The 22,270-nt window shown below is 69.9% G+C and carries 18 protein-coding genes and 1 pseudogene; 14 read left to right on the top strand and 5 right to left on the bottom strand.

What is annotated here, in order from left to right; all coding sequences use genetic code 11:
- Window positions 1–116 precede the first annotated feature (116 nt).
- From ABZZ20_RS08300 to ABZZ20_RS08290, 3 genes are read right to left on the bottom strand one after another with little or no spacing between them, the layout of a single operon-like run.
- Window positions 117–1,616, bottom strand: coding sequence for a family 43 glycosylhydrolase (locus tag ABZZ20_RS08300; protein WP_356868097.1), 1,500 nt, complete (start codon window positions 1,614–1,616; stop codon window positions 117–119).
- Complete coding sequence (locus ABZZ20_RS08295; RefSeq protein WP_356868095.1) at window positions 1,613–3,832, bottom strand: glycoside hydrolase family 3 N-terminal domain-containing protein; 2,220 nt, start codon at window positions 3,830–3,832, stop codon at window positions 1,613–1,615. The genes ABZZ20_RS08300 and ABZZ20_RS08295 overlap by 4 nt, the downstream gene beginning before the upstream one ends.
- Window positions 3,833–3,841: 9 nt before the next feature.
- Complete coding sequence (locus tag ABZZ20_RS08290; RefSeq protein ID WP_356868093.1) at window positions 3,842–4,855, bottom strand: LacI family DNA-binding transcriptional regulator; 1,014 nt, start codon at window positions 4,853–4,855, stop codon at window positions 3,842–3,844.
- 288 nt (window positions 4,856–5,143) lie between these two features.
- Here ABZZ20_RS08290 and ABZZ20_RS08285 point away from each other — a divergent pair, with 288 nt between their 5' ends.
- The 9 genes from ABZZ20_RS08285 (at window position 5,144) to ABZZ20_RS08245 (ending at window position 14,863) form a co-directional block, all read left to right on the top strand.
- Complete coding sequence (locus tag ABZZ20_RS08285) at window positions 5,144–6,436, top strand: extracellular solute-binding protein (protein ID WP_356868091.1); 1,293 nt, start codon at window positions 5,144–5,146, stop codon at window positions 6,434–6,436.
- 76 nt (window positions 6,437–6,512) lie between these two features.
- Window positions 6,513–7,418, top strand: coding sequence for a sugar ABC transporter permease (locus ABZZ20_RS08280; protein WP_356868583.1), 906 nt, complete (start codon window positions 6,513–6,515; stop codon window positions 7,416–7,418).
- The gene (locus ABZZ20_RS08275; RefSeq protein WP_356868089.1) at window positions 7,415–8,245 is read left to right on the top strand and encodes a carbohydrate ABC transporter permease; all 831 of its coding nucleotides are present in this window, start codon (window positions 7,415–7,417) and stop codon (window positions 8,243–8,245) included. Before ABZZ20_RS08280 ends, ABZZ20_RS08275 begins: the two co-directional genes overlap by 4 nt.
- A 95-nt stretch (window positions 8,246–8,340) precedes the next feature.
- Entirely contained in the window at window positions 8,341–9,660 is a 1,320-nt protein-coding gene (locus ABZZ20_RS08270) for a glycoside hydrolase (RefSeq protein WP_356868087.1), read from the top strand.
- Between the two features lie 29 nt (window positions 9,661–9,689).
- Window positions 9,690–10,748 (top strand): endo-1,4-beta-xylanase, encoded by a 1,059-nt coding sequence (locus ABZZ20_RS08265; protein WP_356868085.1) that lies wholly within the window; start codon window positions 9,690–9,692, stop codon window positions 10,746–10,748.
- A complete protein-coding gene (locus ABZZ20_RS08260; protein WP_356868083.1) occupies window positions 10,745–11,791 on the top strand; it encodes a Gfo/Idh/MocA family oxidoreductase in 1,047 nt (348 codons plus the stop codon). Before ABZZ20_RS08265 ends, ABZZ20_RS08260 begins: the two co-directional genes overlap by 4 nt.
- Complete coding sequence (locus tag ABZZ20_RS08255) at window positions 11,788–12,648, top strand: PmoA family protein (RefSeq protein ID WP_356868081.1); 861 nt, start codon at window positions 11,788–11,790, stop codon at window positions 12,646–12,648. The genes ABZZ20_RS08260 and ABZZ20_RS08255 overlap by 4 nt, the downstream gene beginning before the upstream one ends.
- Window positions 12,600–13,388 carry a cupin domain-containing protein gene (locus ABZZ20_RS08250; protein WP_356868079.1) on the top strand — a complete coding sequence of 263 codons (789 nt, stop codon included), beginning with the start codon at window positions 12,600–12,602 and terminating at the stop codon, window positions 13,386–13,388. Before ABZZ20_RS08255 ends, ABZZ20_RS08250 begins: the two co-directional genes overlap by 49 nt.
- On the top strand, window positions 13,388–14,863 hold the full coding sequence (locus ABZZ20_RS08245) for a non-reducing end alpha-L-arabinofuranosidase family hydrolase (RefSeq protein ID WP_356868077.1): 1,476 nt from the start codon (window positions 13,388–13,390) through the stop codon (window positions 14,861–14,863). Before ABZZ20_RS08250 ends, ABZZ20_RS08245 begins: the two co-directional genes overlap by 1 nt.
- A 393-nt stretch (window positions 14,864–15,256) precedes the next feature.
- Here ABZZ20_RS08245 and ABZZ20_RS08240 read toward each other — a convergent pair whose 3' ends face one another.
- Window positions 15,257–16,423, bottom strand: coding sequence for a hypothetical protein (locus ABZZ20_RS08240; protein ID WP_356868075.1), 1,167 nt, complete (start codon window positions 16,421–16,423; stop codon window positions 15,257–15,259).
- A 673-nt stretch (window positions 16,424–17,096) separates the two neighbouring features.
- Here ABZZ20_RS08240 and ABZZ20_RS08235 point away from each other — a divergent pair.
- The 5 genes and pseudogenes from ABZZ20_RS08235 to ABZZ20_RS08215 form a co-directional block, all read left to right on the top strand.
- Window positions 17,097–17,258: pseudogene (locus ABZZ20_RS08235) on the top strand (pirin family protein); the annotation flags it as partial.
- 554 nt (window positions 17,259–17,812) lie between these two features.
- The gene (locus ABZZ20_RS08230) at window positions 17,813–17,995 is read left to right on the top strand and encodes a hypothetical protein (protein WP_356868581.1); all 183 of its coding nucleotides are present in this window, start codon (window positions 17,813–17,815) and stop codon (window positions 17,993–17,995) included.
- A 143-nt stretch (window positions 17,996–18,138) separates the two neighbouring features.
- On the top strand, window positions 18,139–18,438 hold the full coding sequence (merB, locus tag ABZZ20_RS08225) for an organomercurial lyase (protein ID WP_356868073.1): 300 nt from the start codon (window positions 18,139–18,141) through the stop codon (window positions 18,436–18,438).
- Window positions 18,439–18,869: 431 nt separating this feature from the next.
- On the top strand, window positions 18,870–19,676 hold the full coding sequence (locus ABZZ20_RS08220; RefSeq protein WP_053790382.1) for an SDR family NAD(P)-dependent oxidoreductase: 807 nt from the start codon (window positions 18,870–18,872) through the stop codon (window positions 19,674–19,676).
- 127 nt (window positions 19,677–19,803) lie between these two features.
- Window positions 19,804–20,589, top strand: coding sequence for a GNAT family N-acetyltransferase (locus ABZZ20_RS08215; RefSeq protein WP_356868071.1), 786 nt, complete (start codon window positions 19,804–19,806; stop codon window positions 20,587–20,589).
- A 226-nt stretch (window positions 20,590–20,815) separates the two neighbouring features.
- Here the strand turns inward: ABZZ20_RS08215 and ABZZ20_RS08210 are convergent, their stop codons facing one another.
- Window positions 20,816–22,210, bottom strand: a complete 1,395-nt coding sequence (locus ABZZ20_RS08210; RefSeq protein WP_356868069.1) for a serine hydrolase domain-containing protein — start codon at window positions 22,208–22,210, stop codon at window positions 20,816–20,818.
- Window positions 22,211–22,270 lie beyond the last annotated feature (60 nt).

Genomic DNA, 22,270 nt, shown 5'->3' with positions numbered 1-22,270 from the left:
GTGTTAACGCTCACAATTGACGTGTCAATACTTTCGACGGGCGGCGGCGACACGGCCGTCCCGGGCACCGCGCGCAGCTGCTCCAGGCGATCGATCCGCTCCCGGCACCAGCGATGTCAGCGCCTGTCCGGCGGTTCCTGTGGGCTCGGGTACGTGATGTCGAACCACGTGAAGTGGGCTTGGTTGGTGGAGGGACGGCCGTTGGAGGTGGCGTATAGGCCGAGCTGGACGCTGGTGAACAGCGGGGTGAGGAAGGTGGCTTCGACGGTGGTCAGGTCCTGCCATGCTCCGTCGGGTGCCGCGTGGGCGAAGGTGTGGCTGAAGCCGCGGATACGGACCCCCAGGCGAATGGGGCCCGGGGGGACGGGAACGCCGGCCAGGACCTCGGCCCCGCGGCGGAGGGTGAGTCCCTCCGCGGTGCGGAGGAGGAGGAGATGGGTGTCGTCGTCGAGGACTACAGCGAGGCCCGCCACTTCGTCCGGTGCGGCGGGGGTGAAGTGCAGTTCGGTGGAGACTTCGCAGTCGGGCTGTTCCTGGGGGCGGGCCAGGAGGGACGGGGTGGTGCGTTCGCCGATGCGGTCGGGGCGGAGCTGGAGGCGGAGCCCGTCGCCGGTGGTCCAGAACCGCTCCGGCGGTGTGCGCAGGCTGCTCCAGTCCGCGGAGAGCGTGGCGAAGTCGTCGTGGACGGGGCGGCGGAGGTCGGTGTGGACGACGGGGGAGAAGACCGGCCAGCCCGCGTCCCAGGTGATCCGGCTGAGGAAGGTCTCGCGGCCGAGGGCGGAGCCAGGGCGAACGCCCAGGAGGACGGCCCGCCAGTCGCCGTTCGGGGTTTGGACGAGGTCGGCGTGCCCGGTGCAGGTGACCGGACCCTTGGCGGGCGGTAGCACCGGATTGCCGGGGGCGCCCTCGTAGGGGCCGGTCACGCGGTCGGCGCGGGCGGCCACCACGCTGTGGTCCACATCGGTGCCGCCCTCGGCGGTGACCAGTAGATAGGTGCCGCCGGTCTTGTAGAGGTGCGGGGCTTCCGACCATCGGGCGCCGGGATGGCTCCCCGACCACAGGACGTGCTCGGGTCCCGTCAGCCGTCGTTCCCGGGGAAGGTATTCGCGCATCCAGATCTCGGTGCGGCCCGCGGCTTCGTCCACGACTCGTGCGGCCGTGAACCAGGCCCGGCCGTCGCCGTCGCCGTCGCCGTCGCCCTCGCCGTGCCCGTCGCCGTCGTCCGGCCCGTCGTCGAAGAACAGCGACGGATCGAAGCCCTCACCGTCCAACCAGTGGGGCTCCGACCACGGCCCCGCCGGGTCGGTCGCCGTGACGACGAAATGGCCGGGGCCGTCCATCAGCGTGCAGACGAGATGGAAGACCCCGTCATGGTGCCGGATCGTCGGTGCGAACAGACCCCGAGAGGGCTCGCACCCGTCGAGGTCGAGCTGGGACGCCCGGTCGAGCGCGGAGCCGATGCGCCGCCAGTTCATGAGGTCGCGGCTGTGGAACACGGGAAGGCCCGGGAACCATTCGAAGCTGGACGTCACCAGGTAGTAGTCCGCTCCCACCCGGCAGACGGACGGGTCGGGCCGGAACCCGGGCAGCACGGGATCACCGAAGTAACCGGTCATGGAGCCGGGACAATCTCGACCGGCACGGACAGCACCCGGTCGGCCGTCGGGTGACGTACGGGGCCTTCCAGAGTGAAGGAGCCCTGGAGCGGAAGATCGCCGCTGGACCGTCCGACGGCCACGCCGATCTCCCCGGGCTCCACTCTTCTGCGCAGGTCGAGCCCGGTGAAGGAGGTCCGGTCGGCATGGACCGAGAAGGTGATCCGGGCGGCCGCGCCCGGCCGCAGTTCGACCCTGGCGAATCCGGCGAGCCACCGCTGCGGCCGGACGACGGACGCCACGGGGTCGGAGAGGTACAGCTGGACCACTTCGGTCCCGGCCACCTCGCCGACGTTGCGTACGGTGACCGAAACGGCGACGGCCCCGTCCGTCGCGGCGACGGGATCCACGGAGAGCTCCGAGCAGGTGAAGCTGGTCCAGCTCAGCCCGTGTCCGAACGGGAACAGCGGGGTCGGGTCCACCGAGCTCCAGTCGGTGTGCCCGCCGAGCCTGGCGTGCAGGTAGGTGCCGGGCTGGCCGCCGACCTGGCGGGGGATGGAGACGGGCAGCCGCCCGGTCGGTTCCGCGGCACCGCTGATGATCCGGGCCAGCGCCGTCCCGCCCTCCTCGCCGGGGAAGAAGGCCTGCACCACGGCCGAGGCGCGCTCGGCCAGCGTGCCGAGCGCGTAGGGCCGCCCGGAGACGAGGACCAGGACGGTCGGCACCTCCGAGTCCAGAACGGCGGAGGCGAGTGCGGCCTGGTCGCCGGGCAGTTCGAGGGTCTCTGCGTCGCAGCCCTCTCCGGAGGTGCCCCGGCCGAACATGCCAGCCCGGTCCCCGAGCACGAGCAGGTTCACGTCCGGATCGTCCGCGGTGACCGTGAACCCGGTGGCGGTGAGCGCCTCGCCGAGCGTCGGGATCTCCAGCCCGAGGTCGCCGGGCAGCGCGACGTGGTTGGGGAAGGAGTAGCAGCCGAGGAAGGACTGGGGGTCGTCGGCGTAGGGCCCGCTGATCGCGACCCGGCACGGCCGCAGCGGCAGGATGCCGTCGTTGGCGAGCAGCACGGTGGACCGTTCGGCCAGGAGCCTGGCCAGTGCCCGGTTCTCGGGCGGGTCGAGGTCGACCGGCTCGGGTTTGACGGGTTCCCAGTTGGGGTCGAGCAGGCCGAGCTCCGCCTTCTGGAGCAGGACCCGTTCCGCGGCCCGGTCGACCAGCTCCTCGGGCACGCTTCCCGCCCGCACGAGTTCGGTCAGCTGCTCGCCGTAGCACCGGGCCGTGGGCAGCTCCACGTCGATTCCGGCGGTCAGCGCCAGCGCGCCGGCCGCGCCCCGCGATCCGGCGACACCGTGCCGGGTCTCCAGGAAGGAGACGGCGTAGTAGTCGGCGACGACCACACCGCTGAACCCCAGCTCTCCCCTGAGCAGTTCGGTCAGCAGCCGTTCGTCGGCGGCCACCGGAACGCCGTCCACGTCGGTGTAACTGTTCATCACCGACCGGGCGCCCCCCTCGCGCAGTGCCCGTACGAAGGGCTCGACCAGTACGTCGGCGAACTCGCGCGGTCCCGAGGCGACGGGGGCCATGTTCCGGCCGCCGCGCGAGGCCGAGTACCCGGCGAAGTGCTTGAGCGTCGCCACGATCCCGGCGCCCTCCAGGCCCTGCACATAGGCGGTGCCGATCGCTCCGACGAGATAGGGGTCCTCGCCGATGCACTCCTCGGTCCTGCCCCACCGGTAGTCGCGGACCACGTCGAGCACCGGAGCCAGCCCCTGATGGACGCCGGCCCGCCGCATCCCCGCGCCGATGGCGGCGGCCATCCGGCGCACGAGTCCGGGATCGAAGGAGGCGCCCCAGGCCAGTGGCCCGGGGAAGACCGTCGCTCCGAACGTCATGAACCCGGTCAGGCACTCTTCGTGGGCGATCGCCGGTATCCCGAACCGGCCGGCTCCGGTCACCTGCCGCTGGAGCGAGGCGAGCCGCTCCATCCCGGCTTCCGCGGTGATCGGGGCGGTGCCGTACACCCGGGTGAGCTGGCCGAGGCCGTGGGCGACGATGTCGTCGAGGCCGGGCGCGGACTCGCCGGAGTCGTCCTCCATCGGGGCGACGGGTGCGCCCGGATCCGAGGGCAGCGCCCAGAAGCCGGCGAGCTGACCCGCCTTCTCCTCCAGCGTCATCCGTTTCAGCAGATCGGCGACTCGTACGGGCACGGGCAGGAGGGGGTCACGCCAGGGCTCGGTCAAGGAGTTCTCCTAGGAACGGGGCGGGGCGGTGGAGAGCCGGACCTTGAGCTCGGTCGAGAGCTCCATCCGGGGGCTGACCAGGGGCTGGCCGTCCAGGAGCTGGAAAAGGGTGCGGGCGGCGAGCCGGCCCATCTCCTCCAGTGGCTGGCGCACCGTCGTCAGCGGCGGTGACAGCCATCCGCACATCGGCAGGTCGTCGAAGCCGACCACGCTGAGATCCCGCGGGACGCTCAGCCCGGCCTGCCGGGCGGCTTCGTAGACGCCCATCGCCTGCTGGTCGCTCCCGGCGAAGACGGCGGTCGGCGGTTCGGGGAGGGCGAGCAGTTCCCGGGCGCGCTGGAACCCGCCCTCGTGCTGGAAGTCGCCGAACCGGATCAGGTCGCGGTCGACCTCGATCCCGGCCCGCTCCAGCGCGGCGCGGTACCCGTCGATGCGGGCCTGGCTGCAGAGCATCTCCTTGCGCCCGCCGATCGCGGCGATCCGGCGGTGCCCCAGCTCCAGCAGGTGCTCGGTGGCGGCGAGGCCGCCCGCCCAGTTGGTCGCGCCGATGCTCGGCACACCGTTGCCCGGCAGGTCGATCGGGTCGATGACGACCAGCGCCACCCCGGCCTGTTCGACCTGGGCGCGCTGCGCCTGGGTGACCGAGGCGGTGACGAGGATGACGCCGTCACTGTGGTGCAGGACCGGCAGTGCGGCCCAGCTCGAAGGCGTGGCCTCGCCCGGCGGGACGAGCGATACGACGGTGCCGACGCTCCGCTGGGCGCACTCGGCCTCGACGCCGCGCAGTATCTCCACCGCCCACGCGCTGTCCAGACCGCCGATGATCAGGTCGACCAGGCCGGACCTGCGGGCCCTGGCCTGCGCGCCGGGGTGGAGGTAGTTGTGGGAGCGCAGCAGGCCCTCGATCCGTTCGCGTGTCGCGGGTGCGACGTCGGAGCGGCCGTTGACCACCTTGGACACGGTGGCCTGGGAGACCCCCGCCTCAGCGGCGATGACGGCCAGGGTCGGGCGCTGCTCGCTCAACTTCTCTCCTCCGCGCGGACGCCTTGGGCGGGCGACAGGTATCGCAAACTTTCGAAGAGTTTCCGGGCGGTGCGACCTGGTTGTCAAGCGACAAGAAGCTTGGTGCTGAGGGAAATTCGGTAAGAAGGCTTGACCGTGAGCCTTCACGTTCCTAGTTTGTGGCAGCGTCAATTCGAGAATGTTACGAAAGATTTTCGAACCGACTGAATCCACTGAACCGACCGGGCCGGCTGAACCGACCGAACCGCACCGGCCGACCCGTACCGGCATTCCCCACCCGGAGGTCCCATGGCCAGCACACCCCCGAGTCGACGAACCTTCCTCGCGCTCTCGGGCCTGACCGCTCTGTCCGTCCCGCTCACCGCGGCCTGCGGCGGCGGGGGCTCCGGCCCGGGGTTGGCGGCCGGCGGCAAGGTGTCCTTCGCGTGGTGGAACATCGCCACGACGGAGCCGGGCAAGTCCCTGTTCCCGCAGATCTCCTCGGCGTTCACGGCCGCTCACCCGAACATCACGATCAAGACGACCTCGTTGGAGAACGAGGCCTTCAAGTCCAAGCTGACGGCCAACACTTCCTCGGGCAGGCTCCCTGACGTCTTCCAGACCTGGGGCGGCGGCGTTCTGCGGCAGCAGGTCGACGCGGGGTTGGTCGAGGACCTCACCGAGGCGTTCGGCTGGTCGTCCGAGCTCACCCCGGTCTCGCTGCAGGCCTACCAGTTCGAGGGCCGGACCTACGGGGTGCCGTACGACATCGGCATGGTCGGCTTCTGGTACAACAAGAAGCTCTTCGCCCAGGCCGGGATCACCGCTCCGCCGGCCACCTGGGCCGAGTTCCTCGAAGACGTCAAGAAGCTCAAGGCGGCGGGCGTCACTCCGATCGCCCTCGCGGGCAAGGAGAAATGGCCGGGCCACTACTACTGGGCCTACCTCGCGATGCGCGTCGCAGGCCTCCCCGCGCTGCAGCAGGCCGCGACCACCAAGGACTTCACCGGCGCCGGCTTCGTCCGGGCGGGCACCCACCTCAAGGAGCTGGTTGACCTCCAGCCGTTCCAGACGGGCTTCCTCGGTGCCGGCTACTCCACCCCCGGCGGCCAGGCCGCGACCATGGGCAACGGCGCGGCCGCCATGGAGCTGATGGGGCAGTGGGCGCCGTCGGTGCAGAAGGACGCGGGTGCGGACCTCGGAGCGGACCTGGGCTTCTTCCCCTTCCCGACGGTCGAAGGCGGCGTCGGCCAGGTCACCGAGGTGTTCGGCGGTGGCAGCGGGTTCGCGCTGCGCAAGGGCGCCCCGAAGGAGGCGCTGGACTTCCTGAAGTTCTTCGTCCTGGAGAACGAGTCCAAGCTGCTGTCCTCCAACGGTTACCTGCCGGTGGTCAAGGGCGCGGAGAGCCAGCTCACCGAGCCCAACAGAAAGGTGGTGGCCGACAGCCTGGTGAAGGCGACGGGCTTCCAGCTCTTTCTCGACCAGGCCTACCCGCCTGCGGTGGGCCAGGAGGTCAACGACAGCGTCGCCGACCTCATGGCGGGCAAGAAGACGCCCGAGCAGGTCACCAAGTCGATCACCGAGGCTGCGAAGGGTGCCTAGCCCCGTGTCCACCCTGACCGAGGAGCGGACGCGGGAGGCCGGGCCGGTGCGCCCGCCCGCCCCCGAACGGTCGCTCCTGCGCGGGCTGGGAAGCTGGGCGTCGGTCGCCTGGTTCCTCGTCCCGGCTCTGGTCCTCTTCCTCGTCTTCGTCCTCGCACCGATCGCGGTCGCCGTCTGGACCGGCTTCTTCACGTGGGGCGGGGTCGGCCCCATGGACGACTTCGTCGGCTTCGGGAACTACGCGAGGCTCTTCGATGACCAGGTCTTCCTCGGCGATCTCGGGCGCGGGCTGTACCTGATCGTCCTGTCGGTCATGGTGCAGTTGCCCTTCGCGCTGTTCACCGCGGTCCTGCTCAACCAGCGGCTGCGGGGCCGGGCGGTCTACCGGATGCTGTTCTTCGCGCCCTACGTCCTGTCCGAGGTGGTCACGGCGGTCCTCTTCACGATGATCTTCCTTCCCGGTGCCGGCCTGGCCGACCACCTCGCCGGCCTCCTCGGCCTGGAGGGGCTGCAGGGCAAGTGGCTCGCCGATCCCTCGACGGTCATGCCGACCCTGTTCGTGGTCATGACCTGGAAGTACTTCGGGTTCCACATGATGCTCTTCCTCGCCGGCCTGCAGAGCATTCCGGCCGAGATCCTCGAAGCCGCCTCCATCGACGGCGCCGGCGCCTGGCAGCGCTTCCGGAACTTGACGCTGCCGCTGCTCGGGCCGACGATCCGGATCAGCGTCTTCCTGTCGATCATCGGGGCCATCCAGCTCTTCGACCTCGTCTGGGTCATGACGGCGGGCGGGCCCAACCACTCCTCCGAGACGATGGCCATCTCGATGTTCCAGTTCGGGTTCAAGCGCTACCAGGTCGGCTACGCCAGTGCGATCAGCGTGGTGCTGTTCATGATCAGTCTGGTCTTCTCCCTCTTCTACCAGCGCTACGTGCTCCGCCGTGACCTGAGCGGGGCCATCACCTCGGGAGGCGGCCGATGAACGCCCGCAGGACGGCACGGGGCCTGTCGCTGCACGCCGTGGTCTGGCTGATCGGCGCGTTCGTCGTCGTGCCGCTGATCTACGCGGTGATCTCCGGGTTCAAGAACACCGATGAGCTGACGACCAACCCGTTCGGGCTGCCGGAGCACTGGGAGACCGGCAACTACACCGGCATCCTCGGCGACGGGATGTTCTGGCGGCAGATCGCCAACAGCGCGGGCATCGCGATCGGCACGACGTGCTGCACGGTGGCGGCGTCCGCGATGGCGGCGTTCGTGCTGGCCCGTTACGCCTTCCGGGGCAGGGAGCTGTTCTACACGCTGTTCACGATCGGGCTCATGTTCCCGTTCGCGGTGGCCGTGCTGCCGTTGTTCCTGCTGCTGCGGACCTTCGAACTGCTCGACAACCCGCTCGGAGTGATCCTCCCGCAGGCGGCCTTCGGGCTCCCCATGACGATCATCATTCTGCGCGGCTTCTTCCGGACCATCCCGGCGGAGGTCGAGGAGGCGGCCGTCATGGACGGCTGCGGCAAGTTCCTCTTCTTCTGGAAGATCCTGCTGCCGATGGCGCGTCCGGCGCTCGGCACGGTCTCGGTGCTGGCGATCGTCGCGAGCTGGAACAACTTCTTTCTGCCGCTGCTGGTGTTCAACGACCCGAAATGGCAGACGATCCCGGTCGGAGTCCAGCAGTTCCAGGGCCAGTACTCGACCGACTACGCGCTCGTCCTCGCCTACATCGTGCTCGCCATGGTCCCCGCCCTCGCGTTCTACGCCGTCGCCGAGCGGCAGCTGATCGGCGGCCTCACCGCGGGCGCCACCAAGGGCTGACCCGTCCCGCACGACCTCGCCCCCGAGGAGACATCGTGAAACGCCTCACCGCACTCGCACTGCCACCTTTGTTAGCGCTAACATCAACGACGGGCGTGGCCGCCCCCGCGCGCAACGCCATCGACTTCCGCACAGCGCACCAGCCCATCGACGGATTCGGCTTCTCGATGGCCTTCCAGCGGGCCGACCTGCTGCACGGCGCGCGCGGCCTCGGCCCGGCCAAGCGGCGCGAAGTACTCGACCTGCTGCTCAGCAAGGACAAGGGCGCGGGCCTTTCGATCCTGCGTCTGGGCATCGGGTCGTCGACCGACAGGGTCTACGACCACATGCCGACGATCCTGCCGGCCGATCCTGGCGGGCCGGACGCCACACCGAAGTACGTCTGGGACGGCTGGGACGGCGGCCAGGTCTGGCTCGCCAAGGAGGCCAAGGCCTACGGCGTCAAACGGTTCTACGCCGACGCCTGGAGCGCCCCGGCCTTCATGAAGACCAACGGGAGCGAGAACAACGGCGGCGAGCTGCGGCCCGAATGGCGTCAGGCCTACGCGAACTACCTCGTGCAGTACACGAAGTTCTACCGGCAGGAAGGCATCGGGATCACTGACCTGGGATTCACCAACGAACCCGACTGGACGGCGACCTACGCGTCGATGCGGTTCACCCCGCAGCAGGCCGTCGACTTCCTCAAGGTGCTCGGGCCGGCCGTCCGCGCATCCGGACTGAAGACCGAGCCGGTCTGCTGCGACGCCGCGGGCTGGGACCGGCAGGTCGCCTACACCGAGGCCATCGAGGCGGACCCCGCCGCCGCCAAGTCCGTGCGGACCGTCACCGGCCACCGCTACAGCGGTCCGACTGCGGTCCCGCAGCCGACCGACAAGCCCGTGTGGATGTCGGAATGGTCGCCGGACGGCGCCACCTGGAACGAGAACTGGGACGACGGCAGCGGCTACGACGGTCTCGCCGTCGCCGCCGACATCCACAACACCCTGACCACCGGCAACGCCAGTGCCTACGTCTACTGGACGGGCGCCTCCCTCGGCGCGACCCGGGGGCTCATCCAGCTCGCCGACCCCGGTGACGACTACCGGGTGTCCAAGCGGTACTGGGCCCTGGCCGCCTTCAGCCGCTTCATCCGGCCCGGCGCCGTCCGCGTTCCGGTCACGCACGCCGACCCGGCACTGCAGATCACGGCCTTCCGCAACATGGACGGCAGCCGCGTGATCGAGATCCTCAACACCGCGACCACCGAAAGCTCCGCCGAATTCTCCCTCCGCGGCGCACACGACCGGCACCCCGACGGCTACGTCACCGACGGGACCCGCTCGATCACCCCGGCCGACATCGTCTCCACGCACGGCACGACCCTCACGGCGACACTCGCCCCGCGCGCGCTCACCACGATCGTCCTCGACTGAACCGCCCGCACCCCGAGGAGCAACCCGCCATGTCCGTTCACCTGCCCGCTCCCCTGTCCCGGATTCTCACCGCCCTGTCCGCCGCCATCTGCCTCTCGGCCGGTCTCGCCGCAGCGCCCGCAGCCGCCGAGCCCCGTCCCAGGACGCTCGGCGAACTGGCCGCGAAGCACCACAAGTACTTCGGCTCCGCCACCGACAACCCCGAGTTCACCGACGCCGCCTACCTGAAGCTCCTCGGCAGCGAATTCGGCCAGACCACCCCCGGCAACGCCATGAAGTGGTACGCCACCGAGCCCGAGCGCGGCGTCTTCGACTTCACCGACGCCGACAAGGTCGTCGCGTTCGCCAAGGCCCACCACCAGAAGGTCCGCGGCCACACCCTCGTCTGGCACAACCAGCTCCCCGCCTGGCTCACCGAGGGCACCTGGACCGCCGACGAGCTGCGCGCCATCCTCAAGAACCACATACAGACGGAGGTCCGGCACTTCAAGGGCCAGGTGATCCACTGGGACGTCGTCAACGAGGCCTTCAACGAAGACGGCACCTACCGCGAATCGCTCTTCTACAAGACGCTCGGCCCCGGCTACATCGCCGACGCACTGCGCTGGGCCCACGAGGCCGACCGGCACGCCAAGCTGTACCTCAACGACTACAACGTCGACGGCATGGGTCCCAAGAGCGACGCCTACTACACCCTGATCAAGCAGCTGAAGGCCGACGGGGTCCCGGTCGAGGGCTTCGGCATCCAGGGCCACCTGGCGCTCCACTACGGCTTCCCCGCCGACGTCCAGCGGAACATGCAGCGCTTCGCCGACCTCGGGGTCGATGTCGCGGTCACCGAGCTCGACATCCGGATGACCCTCCCCGCGACCCCTTCGATGCTCGCCACCCAGGCCACCTGGTACGCCGACTACGTCAGGGCCTGCCTGGCGGTCAGGAGGTGTGTCGGCGTCACCATCTGGGACTACACGGACAAGTACTCGTGGATCCCCTCCGTCTTCCCCGGCGAGGGCGCGGCGCTGCCCTACGACGAGAACCTGCTGCCCAAGCCCGCCTACCACGCGATCAGGAAGGTGCTGGGCGGATGATCGGGACGGCGATCGTCGGAACGGGCGGGATCGCGGGCATCTGCCACGTTCCGGCCCTCCGCGCGCAGGCGCACCGGGCCCGGATCGTGGCGGCCGTCGACGTGGACGCCGCCCGCGCCGAGGCGTTCGCGGCCGAACACGGCGTCCCCGCGGTCTACACCGACCTACGCACGATGCTCGAGGAGCAGAGGCCGGACCTCGTGCACCTGTGCACGCCTCCGTTCCTGCATGCCGAACAGGCCGTGGCCTGCCTGGAATCGGGGGCGTGGGTGTGGTGCGAGAAGCCGGTGGCCCGGTCGCTGGCCGAGCTCGACCGGATCCGCCGCGCCGAAGGGCCCGCCTTCGCGGGCGCGGTGTTCCAGCACAGGTACGGCTCGGGGTGCCGGTACCTGCGCGACCGGATCACGGCCGGCACCCTGGGCCGTCCGCTGGTCGCGCAGTGCGTCACGGCGTGGTACCGCGACGACGCCTACTACGAGGTGCCCTGGCGCGGCACCTGGGAGAGCGAGGGCGGTGGCCCGACCCTGGGCCACGGCATCCACCAGATGGACCTGATGCTCGCGGTGCTCGGCGAATGGACCGAGGTACGGGCGATGGCCGGCCGCCTCGCGCGCGAGGTCCAGACCGAGGACGTGTCCGCTGCCCTGGTCCGGTTCGGCGACGGAGCCCTCGCGACGGTCGTCAACAGCGTCCTTTCCCCCCGCGAGGAGAGCTACCTTCGCTTCGATCTCACCGACGCCACGGTCGAGCTGCGGCACCTGTACGGCTACTCCAGCGCGGACTGGACCTTCACCACAAGGTCACCGGGCGTGAAGTGGGAGCCGCCGGAGGATGTGCCCAGCTCGCACACCGCCCAGCTCGCGGCCTTCCTGGACGACTACGAGGCGGGGATCCGGCCCGACCTCGGCAGGCCCACCATGGAACTGGTCACCGCCCTGTACAAGGCCGCGATCACCGGCCTGCCGGTCCGGCGCGGAGAGATCGACGCGGCCGACCCGTTCTACGGTGCGCTCAACGGAGGGCGCCCGGGGGTGTTCCGGTGAGGTTCGAACTCCTCGAGAACGAGGACTCGCTGATCGTCCGGGCTCGCGACGTCGACCTCTTCCGGTACGTGCACCGGCCGGTCGTGGACCCCTTCGAGGCGCCGAAGCCCTACCTCCATCCGGTGCGCACGCTCGCCGGCGACGTGGTCACCGGGTACCGGCCGCACGACCACCGCTGGCACAAGGGCATCCAGATCACGGCGTCGTGGGTGTCGGGGCAGAACTTCTGGGGCGGCGGCACCTACCTGCGCGGCCAGGGCTACGTGGACCTGCCGAACCTCGGCACGATGCGCAGCCTCACCGTCTCCGCCGAAACGGGCCACGGCCGCGCCGTGATCACCGAGGATCTGGCCTGGCACACGATGGCGGGGGAGCACTGGGTCGACGAGCGCCGCACGCTGACCGCACACGACGTCGGGGCCGACTTCTGGACCCTGGACGTCACCACCTCGCTGACCAACGTCCGCGACAGCGGTCTGATGTTCGGCAGCCCCGGCACGCAGGGCAGAGAGCTCGCCGGATACTCCGGCCTGTTCTGGCGCGGCCCGCGCGAGTTCACCGGCGGCGAAGTGATCGGTCCCGCGATGGGCGAGCAGGGCGACTGGCTGGCCTTCACCGGCGCGCACGACGAGGTCGACCGCTCCTCCACGCTCCTGTTCCTGGACGATCCGGACGCCCCCTGCCACTGGTTCGTCCGCAGTGAACCCATCCCCGCCGTCAACCCATCCCTGGCGTTCGGCAAGGAACTGCCGCTGGCCCCGGGTGACACCCTGTCGCGCCGCTACCGGATCGTCGTGGCCGACGGCGCATGGACCCCCGGGCGCCTGTCCCGCCACATCGCGGAACACCCGCGGTGACCCCGCTCCCCGGGGGCGTGGGAATCTCCGGGCTGACCGTCTACGACTGGGAAGCCGCCGACGGGCTGTGCGGCGGCACGCCCCACATGCACCTCGTCTGCTCCGAGGCCTACGTCGTCATCGACGGCGCGGGGAGCGTACAGACCCTCACCACCTCCGGTTTCGACGAGACCCCACTACTCCCCGGCGACGTCGTCTGGTTCACCCCCGGCACGATCCACCGCCTCGTCAACGACGGAGGCCTGCGCCTCGTGGTGCTCATGCAGAACGGCGGACTCCCCGAGGCGGGCGACGCCGTCTTCACCTTCCCTGCTCCTGTGCTGGCCGATCCCCACGCCTACCGCAGGGCGGCCGGCCTGAGCGGCGACCGTTCCGCGGCCGCCCGCCGCCGCCGCGACCTGGCACTGGAGGGTTTCCTGGCCTTGCGCGAAGGCGGGCTGCGGGAGTTCCACATCGCGGCCCACCGCCTGAAGAGCGAGCTCCTGGACGCCTGGCGGATCCGCTGGCGCGACGGCGCCCTCGCCGCGGCCGTCACGACCGGCCGTCAGCTGGAACGGCTGAAGGCCGGAGACCTCTCCCACCTCGACGACGGCGAAGTGTCACGGCTGGAGCGCCCGCAGCACCAGCGCTTCGGCATGTGCGGCCGTCTCCACACCTATCCCGTACCCGACCCCTCGACGCGCCCGCCCCGCGGTCCGTCGGGGTCACCCCGCCCCCACTCCCCGAAGGAGCTCTTCTGATGTGGTCTCGCCCTCCCTCCCCGGTCCACCTGAGACGACGCCTGCTCGCCGTCCTCACGCCCTTGCTGCTCCTGGTCGCCTTCCTCGGGGTGCAGCCCGCCGGCGCGGCGACGGCAGTCGACCCCAACGCCTCGTACGTGCTGGTCAACCGCAATAGCGGCAAGGCCCTGGACGTCTACAACCTGGCGACCAGCGACGGGGCCCGCATCACCCAGTGGACCCGGAACGATCAGAACCAGCAGCAGTGGCAGTTCGTCGACTCCGGCGGCGGTTACTACCGCATCAAGTCCCGCCACTCCGGCAAGGTGCTGGACGTCCAGAACGGGTCCACCGCGAACGGCGCCGCGATCGTCCAGTGGGCCGACGTGAACGGTACCAACCAGCAGTGGCGGCTGGCCGACAGCTCGGACGGCTACGTGAGGCTCATCGCGCGCCACAGCAACAAGGCCCTCGAAGTACAGGGCGGCTCCACCGCCGACAACGCGAACATCGTCCAGTACGACGACTGGGGCGGCACCAACCAGCAGTGGCAGCTCGTCCGGGTCGGCGCCGGCAACCCCGGCCCGTGTGATCTTCCGTCGACCTACCGCTGGACATCGACGGGCCCGCTGGCGCAGCCCAAGCCCGGGTGGGCCTCGCTCAAGGACTTCACCGTCGCCCCCTACAACGGCCGGCAGCTCGTCTACGCGACGACCCACGACACGGGGAAGAACTGGGGCTCGATGAACTTCAGCCCGTTCACCAACTGGTCGGAGATGGCCTCGGCCGGCCAGAACGCGATGTCGACGTCCACCGTCGCGCCCACGCTCTTCTACTTCGCGCCGAAGAACATCTGGGTGCTCACCTACCAGTGGGGTGGTGGGAGCGCCTTCTCCTACCGGACGTCGAGCGACCCCACCAACCCCAATGGCTGGTCGTCACAGCAGGTGCTCTTCTCCGGAAGCATCGCCGGCTCCGGAACAGGACCGATCGACCAGACGCTCATCGGTGACGGCACGAACATGTACCTGTTCTTCGCCGGTGACAACGGCAAGATCTACCGGGCGAGCATGCCGATCGGGAACTTCCCGGGCAGTTTCGGCTCGAACTCGACCGTGATCATGAGCGACACGACGAAGAACCTGTTCGAAGCCGTTCAGGTCTACAAGCTCCAGGGCCAGAACCGCTACCTGATGATCGTCGAGGCGGACGGCTCGCAGGGCCGCTACTTCCGCTCGTTCACGGCCACCAGCCTGGACGGCACGTGGACGCCCCAGGCGGGGAGCGAGAGCAGCCCCTTCGCCGGCAAGGCCAACAGCGGCGCCACCTGGACCAATGACATCAGCCATGGCGAGCTGATCCGCACCACCGCCGATCAGACCTTCACCGTCGACCCCTGCAACCTGCAGTTCCTCTACCAGGGGCGCGACCCCAACGTCGGCGGCGACTACGGCTTGTGGCCCTACCGGCCGGGTCTGCTGACACTGCAACGCTAACGACGTGACACGGGTCCGGCCCCGGACTGGAGCCGGCGTGGCGGGCTCGGCGGAAGGCCGAGCCCGCCCGGGTCACACGAAGGGACCGACGCGCATACGGCGACGTCGATCTACACCGCCGACCGTCCTGGTGCGGAACCGGACGGCCGCCACCTGATCAAGGACGCGAACGGTCACGTACATGCGGTGGGCTTCGCGGCGTCCGACTACCCCAGCAGTACACCTCCCCGGGGCGACTCGCCCTCCTGAGCGAGGTCAAAATCCACATCGGCACCGGTCTCGGCATCGCGGGAACCGCCGAGGAGAAGGAGGGGCGCGCACGTGGAGGACGGGGCGGCGTCCGAGGCCTTCGGGGAGCTGTCCGGTTCCCCGAAGGCTGGACGGAAGCCGCGGTCAGCTGAGGTGGAGCCGGCGCAGGGCCATGACGGTCCCGTCGGGGTGGAGGGAGACGGGGCCCCGCCATTTGGCGTCCCAGGAATCGGTGTGCCATGAGTCGCGGAGGGCATGGGCCTCGTGGCGGTACTGCTCGACCCTGCCGTCGCGGAGATGGTCGAAGAGGTCCTCCGCGAGGCCGGAGAAGGCCTCCACCCGGACGCCGTTGAGGCGGAAGACGTGATCGGTACCCGCGAACCTCTTGCCGTGGATGGTGTGGGTGACGTCCTGGACGATGCCGGTTCCGGCGTGGGTGAAGGCCTCGAAGTGCCCCTTGCCCTGGCGCCTCGTGAGGTACCGGGCAGTAGGTTCGCCACCTCCGGTGAAGGCCATCAGCCCCGCGGCGTCGGCCTGGGCGAGCACCCGGCCGAACCAGCCGCACTCCTCGGGGCGCACGTGGTATCCGACCGGTTGTTCCTCGTTCGGTTCGGCCGGTGCGTCGATGCCGGGGGCGATGCTGCGGTCCTCGACCGGTGGATCGAGGTGCAGAGCCTTCGCATCGTGCAGGATGCCGTCGCCCGGGGCCTGGAGCACGTAGAGCGTGATGCTCTCGCTCTTCTTGGGGAGCGTGGTGCCGAAGACGAAGGCCGGCGTTTCGTTGTACGTCCCGATGTGGATGCCCTCCACGTCGGCGGAGGCGGTGGCGAGCTGCTTGTGCACCTGGGCGGCGTTGCCGTGGGTGCCCTTGCAGGTGACCGGGATGACCCGGGACGGCTCACCGGGCCGCCACACCTCCAGGAAGAAGCCCGGCCGACGCGGGGCGCTGCTGCGTCCGGCCTCCTTTCCGGTCAGCGTCCAGCCGGCCCGCATGGCTATCTCGGCGTCGATGACCGAGACCGAGTGGTCCGGGTACTGCGCGGCGAGCACGCGTCGGGCGAGTGCCAGGGCGAAGCCGATGCCGAGCTCGCCCGACTGGGTGGCGGCGTAGTGGCGCCTGGGGTTGCGACCCTCGGTCGACAGTGCCATGTAGCGGCCGTCGTTGGCGGCCAGAGCCTGGCAGTACTTCAGGCTGGCCCAGTTCTCGGCGAGCCCGCGCCCCGCGCCTTGACGGGCGAGGACGTCGGCCCGCCCCAGGGAGTGCAGGACGTCCCAGGGCGTGAGCTGGAGCGATACGCCGAGTGGCTTCACGGGTAGGGGCCGGAGTTCTGGTTTGCGGCGGAGAGGAGCCTGGTTCTTCTCCCGCTTGGCCTTGTCGTCTGTGGTCGCAGCCTTCGCAACGCTGCCCGCAACTCCGATGTTGAATGAACAGCCACGTTCCACGGCTGCGCGAGATCCCTCAGCACGTCTGCTCGCTTCAATCCGCTGCCCCCCTACGTCCGTATGGGTGTTACAGGCCGACGTCGCAAGCTACGTGGGGGAGTAGGGGCGCATGAAGGGCGTAAGCGTGCACATCGGGCGTGACCTCGTCGAGGTGGCAGGAGGCGGCATCTTGACCGCGCTGGCCCGCTTCCCGAGGGCGCCAACGTGCTCGCGATCAGGGTCCCGGAATCGGGGGTCCCTCCACCGCCAGAAGCCCGCCGGCAGTCCCCGCAACGTCTGGCCCGGAGACCGTACCGGAGATCACCCGACAGGGCCGCCGCCCACCTTAACCTCGCCGACGGCACGGAAATCCGGGTAAGCCCCAAGGCCACCGTAATCAACCTCGTCGAGGTCTGACTGTGACGACCGGTGCTGCAATCCAGCTCTAGAAGGTGCAAAACCTCACGATTGTGCCCGTGGAAGAGCACGCTGATGCTGACTTTTGCTGACTTTGAAGGACTCGCAACGCTCTGACCTGCAGAAACGCTGAGTGATCCTTTGGTTCTGGAACTGGATTGGACGGTCACGCGAGGATATCGCACAGGCTCGCCAGGACTGGATCGATGGGACGAGATTCGGCGAGGTGAAGGGGTATGACGGCCCTCCACTTCCGGCTCCTGACCTGCCCCCGGCCCACCTCAAGCCGCGCGGTCGAGTGCGCTGAACTGCGATAACTGGAGAGAGGCGGCCCTGCGGGGCGCGAGTCAGATGCCTTCCGGTTGATGAATCCTCGGCGCTTCCGATCGCGTCCCGTGCTTGCCCTTCGATGGTGCGGGGCCTTCCCCCTCTGTGGGCGTCCGTGGGTGGGTGTGTGTCTACGAATGCTGACCCAATGCTGACTTTCCTGATGCTGCGTCAGGTCGGGCTTCGGGCAGGTGCAGACGCCGAAGCGGCTTCGTCGGCGATCGGCGCTTGTCTGGAAGTTGTCCCCGGCCACGTACCAGTCGGGTTGCCCGCTGCGCTCCGCAATGGCCGGACCGAGAGTCTGATTGCTTGGGCGTTACCGCTTGTAGGGAGCCGACAACCCGTGCAGCGGCCGTCGAAGCGGTCTCCCGGGAAGGGGACAGCGGGTGAATGCCGCGTGTGTTTGACCCCGGGTGTGCAGGTCCGGCAATCCGGGGGCGAGGTCCGGGTGCTGGCCTGCGAGGTAGTCCAAAAGTGAGCGCGATCCAGCTGTGGGCGCAGCCGCTGTGAGCGCGCCGGGCCGATACCGGCGGGCTGGGTCGCCTGTCCTGCTGTAAGGGCGTCGTACGGGGTCCGGACGTCGAGGCTGTAAGCGCGGCCGACTGGGAGAAGGCCATCATGACCGGCTATGAAGCCTGGCGGCAGTTGCGCAACCACGGCGGCGGCCAGCTCGAACTCGACCTCGACGCACAGACCCTGTCCTTCCTCGAGCCCTGACCCCCGGCTCCAGAAAGCGATGCACTTCGCGGCCACCGGAACCGCCCCGATGCGCAGACGCTTCGGGCGGCGGCGGCCGGGGCCGGCCGAGGCGGGACGGAGGTGTGGCCGATGTGCGCGATCGACGCCCTCGGCATCCCCGCATGCTGAACGAGGACGTCGTGATCTCGTCCGCCGACCCGGTGACCGGCGATCCCATCACCGTCACCTGCGAGGCAGGGGTCATGCGCTGGGAGCCGCCGAGTGCGGTGGTGCTGGTCGGACAGCGCCCCGGTGGCAGGCCCGCGGCCACCGCCTGCTGCGACGCCGTGAACTTCTTCACGGACGTGCGGAACGCCCGCAGCTGGGTCCGGCAGCACCCGGACGTGCCGAGCCGCGTGCTCGACCAGCCGACCGCCGAGCACATCGCCGGCCAGACGTTCGGTCCTCTGCTCCTCGCGTGAGCGCCTGGTCGCTCAGGGCGCCTCGGCGCGGTCATCTCCCGGCTCCGCTTCCGCACCACCGCGGAATCGGCACCAGAGGCTCACGACGTCTCACTCAAGGAGTCTTGACGGGACTCGTTCTGCTGGCCGGGCCGAATTCCGTCAAGGCGTCGTCAGGGGGCCGTCAGGGCGCTTGAGGTCTCCATCGCAGGCCGGTTGGATGGATGGCGTGAACATCGGTCTGCGCCATGACGACCGGCCACCGAATCGGGTGCTGCCGACGATGTGCCCTGTTCACCTACCGGTGCACTAGCGCCCGTCGACCCGCGACAGGACCCTCGGCCGCGTCGCCGAGGGCCCATGCCTGCAAGCGATACGGAATCTCTCTCACCGCACGGCCACGGTCCCGCCGCATGGGATCTCGTAGCCATGCCTTTCCCCTGGAATCACTCATGTCTTCCTTCCTGTCAGGCCGGACCATCATGGTCACCGGTGCCACCTCGGGCATCGGCTACGAGACCGCCCGCCTGCTCGCCGAATGCGGGGCCACCGTTCTGCTTCACGGCCGTACGCCCTCGGAGGCACGGGAAGCCGTGGCCCGGCTCATCGCCACCGCCGACGTCGACGCCGAACTCCTGCGCCCGTGCGCGGCGGACTTCGCACACCTCGACGAGGTCGAACGGCTCGCCAACCGGGTCATCGTCGGGCACCCGCACCTCGACGTCCTCGTCAACAACGCCGCGGTAGCGGCCCCGGAGCGCCACACGGTCACCCCCGACGGCAACGAGCTCTCCTTCCAGGTCAACTTCCTCGCCCACTACCTGCTGACGAACCTGCTCGAACCGGCACTCACCACCTCCCCAGGAGGACGCGTCGTGAACGTCTCCTCCTCGATGCACCGCACCGCCTCAATCATGTGGAACGACCCCAACCGCACCCGTCGTTACTCACGCCTGGCGGCCTACGCGCAGTCACAGCTGGCCCTCACCGTCTTCGCTGCCGACCCCCGGGTCACCGCCGTGTCCGTCAACCCGGGCGTATGCGAGACCGCGCTGAGGCCGCTGTACGGGCACGAAGGCGCGACGCCTTCCGAGGGCGCCGCCCACGTCGTCCGCCTCTGCGACCCGGCGGTCGAGATCGTCAACGGCGCCTACTACGACCGGAACGCGCGGATGGACCCGGCTCCCTGCGCGACCGAGGAGCGCACCGTCAAGCGGCTGAACAAGCTGGCCGACGTACTCGTCGGCCACTCCGCCTGAGAGCAAGCCAACCGCGGCCGCAAGGCCGACCGGCGCTGACGCTCACCGGCGCCGGTTCCCCGCGGGGGCGGCCCACCGTCCCGGGCCGCCCCCGCCCCACTTCCCCTGAACCTAGGCGGCATCCGTCGTGATCGAGCTCCTTCCGTCCCGTCTCCCCGCTCTCGCCCGCTGGTTCCCCGGCGGGGCGCCCGGAGTCGCGGCCCTCCCCGAGCACGTCCTGGCCACCGGCAACGGCCGCTGGTGGGCGGACCGTGCCGTGGACCCGCGGGTCGTGGCGGTCTCCAGCGGCGATCACATACTGCTCCGCGGAGAACCGGGCGCACTCTCCCCTGAGGCGCTCGCACGGTTCGAGGGCAGCTACGTCGAGGCGCCGGCCCGTTTCCTGCCCGCCCTCGGGGGCGCGTTCGCCCGCGTCGACCCGTGGGAGCGCATGGTCTACGTGCACCAGGAGCCCGCCCTGGCCGCCCGCCCGGCGCACGGCATCACCGTGCGCCGCCTGACACCCAAGGACGCGCCGGCGATCTTCGCGCTCGGACCCGAGACGGCCTGGATCTACAAAACCTGGGGCGGCCCGGAGCAACTCGCCGCCTCCGGCCTCGGCTGGGGCGCCTTCCACCGCGGCCGGGCCCTCTCGCTGGCCTGCACCTACTTCCTCGGCAGCGGCTACGAGGACGTCGCCGCCCTGGCCGACCCCGGCCACCGCCGCCAGCACCTCGCACTGGCCTGCGTCACCGCCCTGTGCGAGGACATCGCCGCCCGCGGCCGTACACCGAGCTGGACCTGCTCCCGCGACAACCGCCCCAGCCGCCTCCTGGCCTGGTCGGCAGGCTTCCGCCTGACCCGCGAATACGTCCACTACGCGACCGGCCCGGCGCGCCGTCAGACCTTCCACAGGCCGGCAGAGGCGGCGTGAGCCCGTACGGGAACTCCTGAACTTCCCCCGAAACGGCGGGGGATCTGGGGCCTCGATGAAGCGGTCCGCGAAGGGCCGGAGATCCTTGGGCGCCACGGCATGCGGATCTCCGCGCAGGAGAGGCAGGCAGCAAGGCGTCCCGTCACAGCGTTCGCTGTGACGGGGAGCGCCTGCCGCGTGCTTGGCGAGCCGTCCGGCAGGACAGGCCTCGATGGAGGGACGTGCTCTAGGACACGGGCTGGGCCCCCGTGGCCCGGGTGAAGAGGCGGCCGCCCAGGTCGACGCCGGTGACCGCGCCATCGGCGGCGCGGGTGAAGTAGCCGCGCTGTCCCTTCAGGCCGCCCTCGGTGAGGAGGTACTCGTCGCCGTCGCCGGGCAGGAAGCCCATGGCGGCCGGGGCGTAGTCCGGCGGCATCTCCGTGTCCGAGGCGGCGCGGATCTCCGGCTTGATCTCGACCGCGAGGGTGAGGCGCTGCCCGTCGGTGGCGATGTCGATGTTCATGACGTCGCTCTCGTAGCGGCCGGCGACCTCGCGAGCCCGCGTCTCGTCGTGCGGCACGGGCTCGGGGTCCTTCTCGACCAGGCCGAGGTAGTGCTCGAACGCCGCTCGGATCACGGCCTGGTTGAAGACGTAGCCGTCTTCGGAGTTGGCCAGCGACGCGACGGCGAAGTCGTGCTCGGGGACGAGGTGGAGTTCGGCGAACTGCCCGTTGCCCGAGCCGCCGTGGCCGATGGTGCGGACTCCGTCGACGCCGCGCAGGAACCAGCAGATGCCGAAGCCGTCGCCCAGCGTGCTGCCGCGCAGTTCCACCGTTTGCTCGCGCATGCCGTGCAGGGTGTCGGCGGCCAGCAGGCCGTCGCCGTCGCTGAGGTGGAAGCGGGCCCAGGCGAGGAGGTCGGCCACGTTGGAGACGATGCCGCCACCGGGGTTGTCGCCGCGGGCGCCGGCCCGGTACGCCTTCCAGGGCCGGGCGGGCTTCAACTCGCCGGCCTCGTCGCGGACGTAGCCCACCGCGAACTTGCGCACCATGACGTCGTCCAGGCCGAAGACCGTATTCGCGAGTCCGAGTGGCTCCAGGAGCAGGGAGGCCACGGCCTGCTCGTAGGTCTGTCCGGTGACGTTCTCGATGATCCGGCCGAGGAGGTTGTAGCCGGCCTGGCTGTACGAGGCGCGGGCGCCGGGTGGTGCGATCAGCGGGAGCCGGTCCAGCTTGGCGACGAACGCGGCCAGGGAGCCGTCCTCGTCCTCGCTGTCGATGAAGTTCCAGTCCAGGCCCGCGGTGTGGTTCAGCAGGTTGAGGACGGTGATCCGCTCGGCGGCCGCCTCGTCGGCGAGCACGAGCTCGGGCACGTACCGCCGCACCGGCGCGGCCAGGTCGACCTTGCCCTCCTCGACGAGCCGCAGCAGCGCGGTGGCGGTGAAGGTCTTGGTGGTGGATCCGAGGTGGAACAGGGTGTTCTCGTCGACCGGGAGCGGGTGGGCGAGGCTGGTGACGCCGTGGTTCAGGAAGATCGTCTGGCCGCCGGCCAGGATGCCGACGGACGCGCCGGGCACGCCGTACTCCTCGGCCAGGGCCGCGACGACCGCGCCGAAATCGCCGTGCTTCTCCTGCTCCTGCATGGTTTCCCCCGGGGGTTCGTGAGTCACAAGGATTCTTGAACTAAGTGCAATTGAGGATAG

The organism is Streptomyces sp. NPDC006430, from assembly GCF_040612395.1.
Classification (GTDB): Bacteria; Actinomycetota; Actinomycetes; order Streptomycetales; family Streptomycetaceae; genus Streptomyces.
This window is presented reverse-complemented; position numbering and strand designations above follow the sequence as displayed.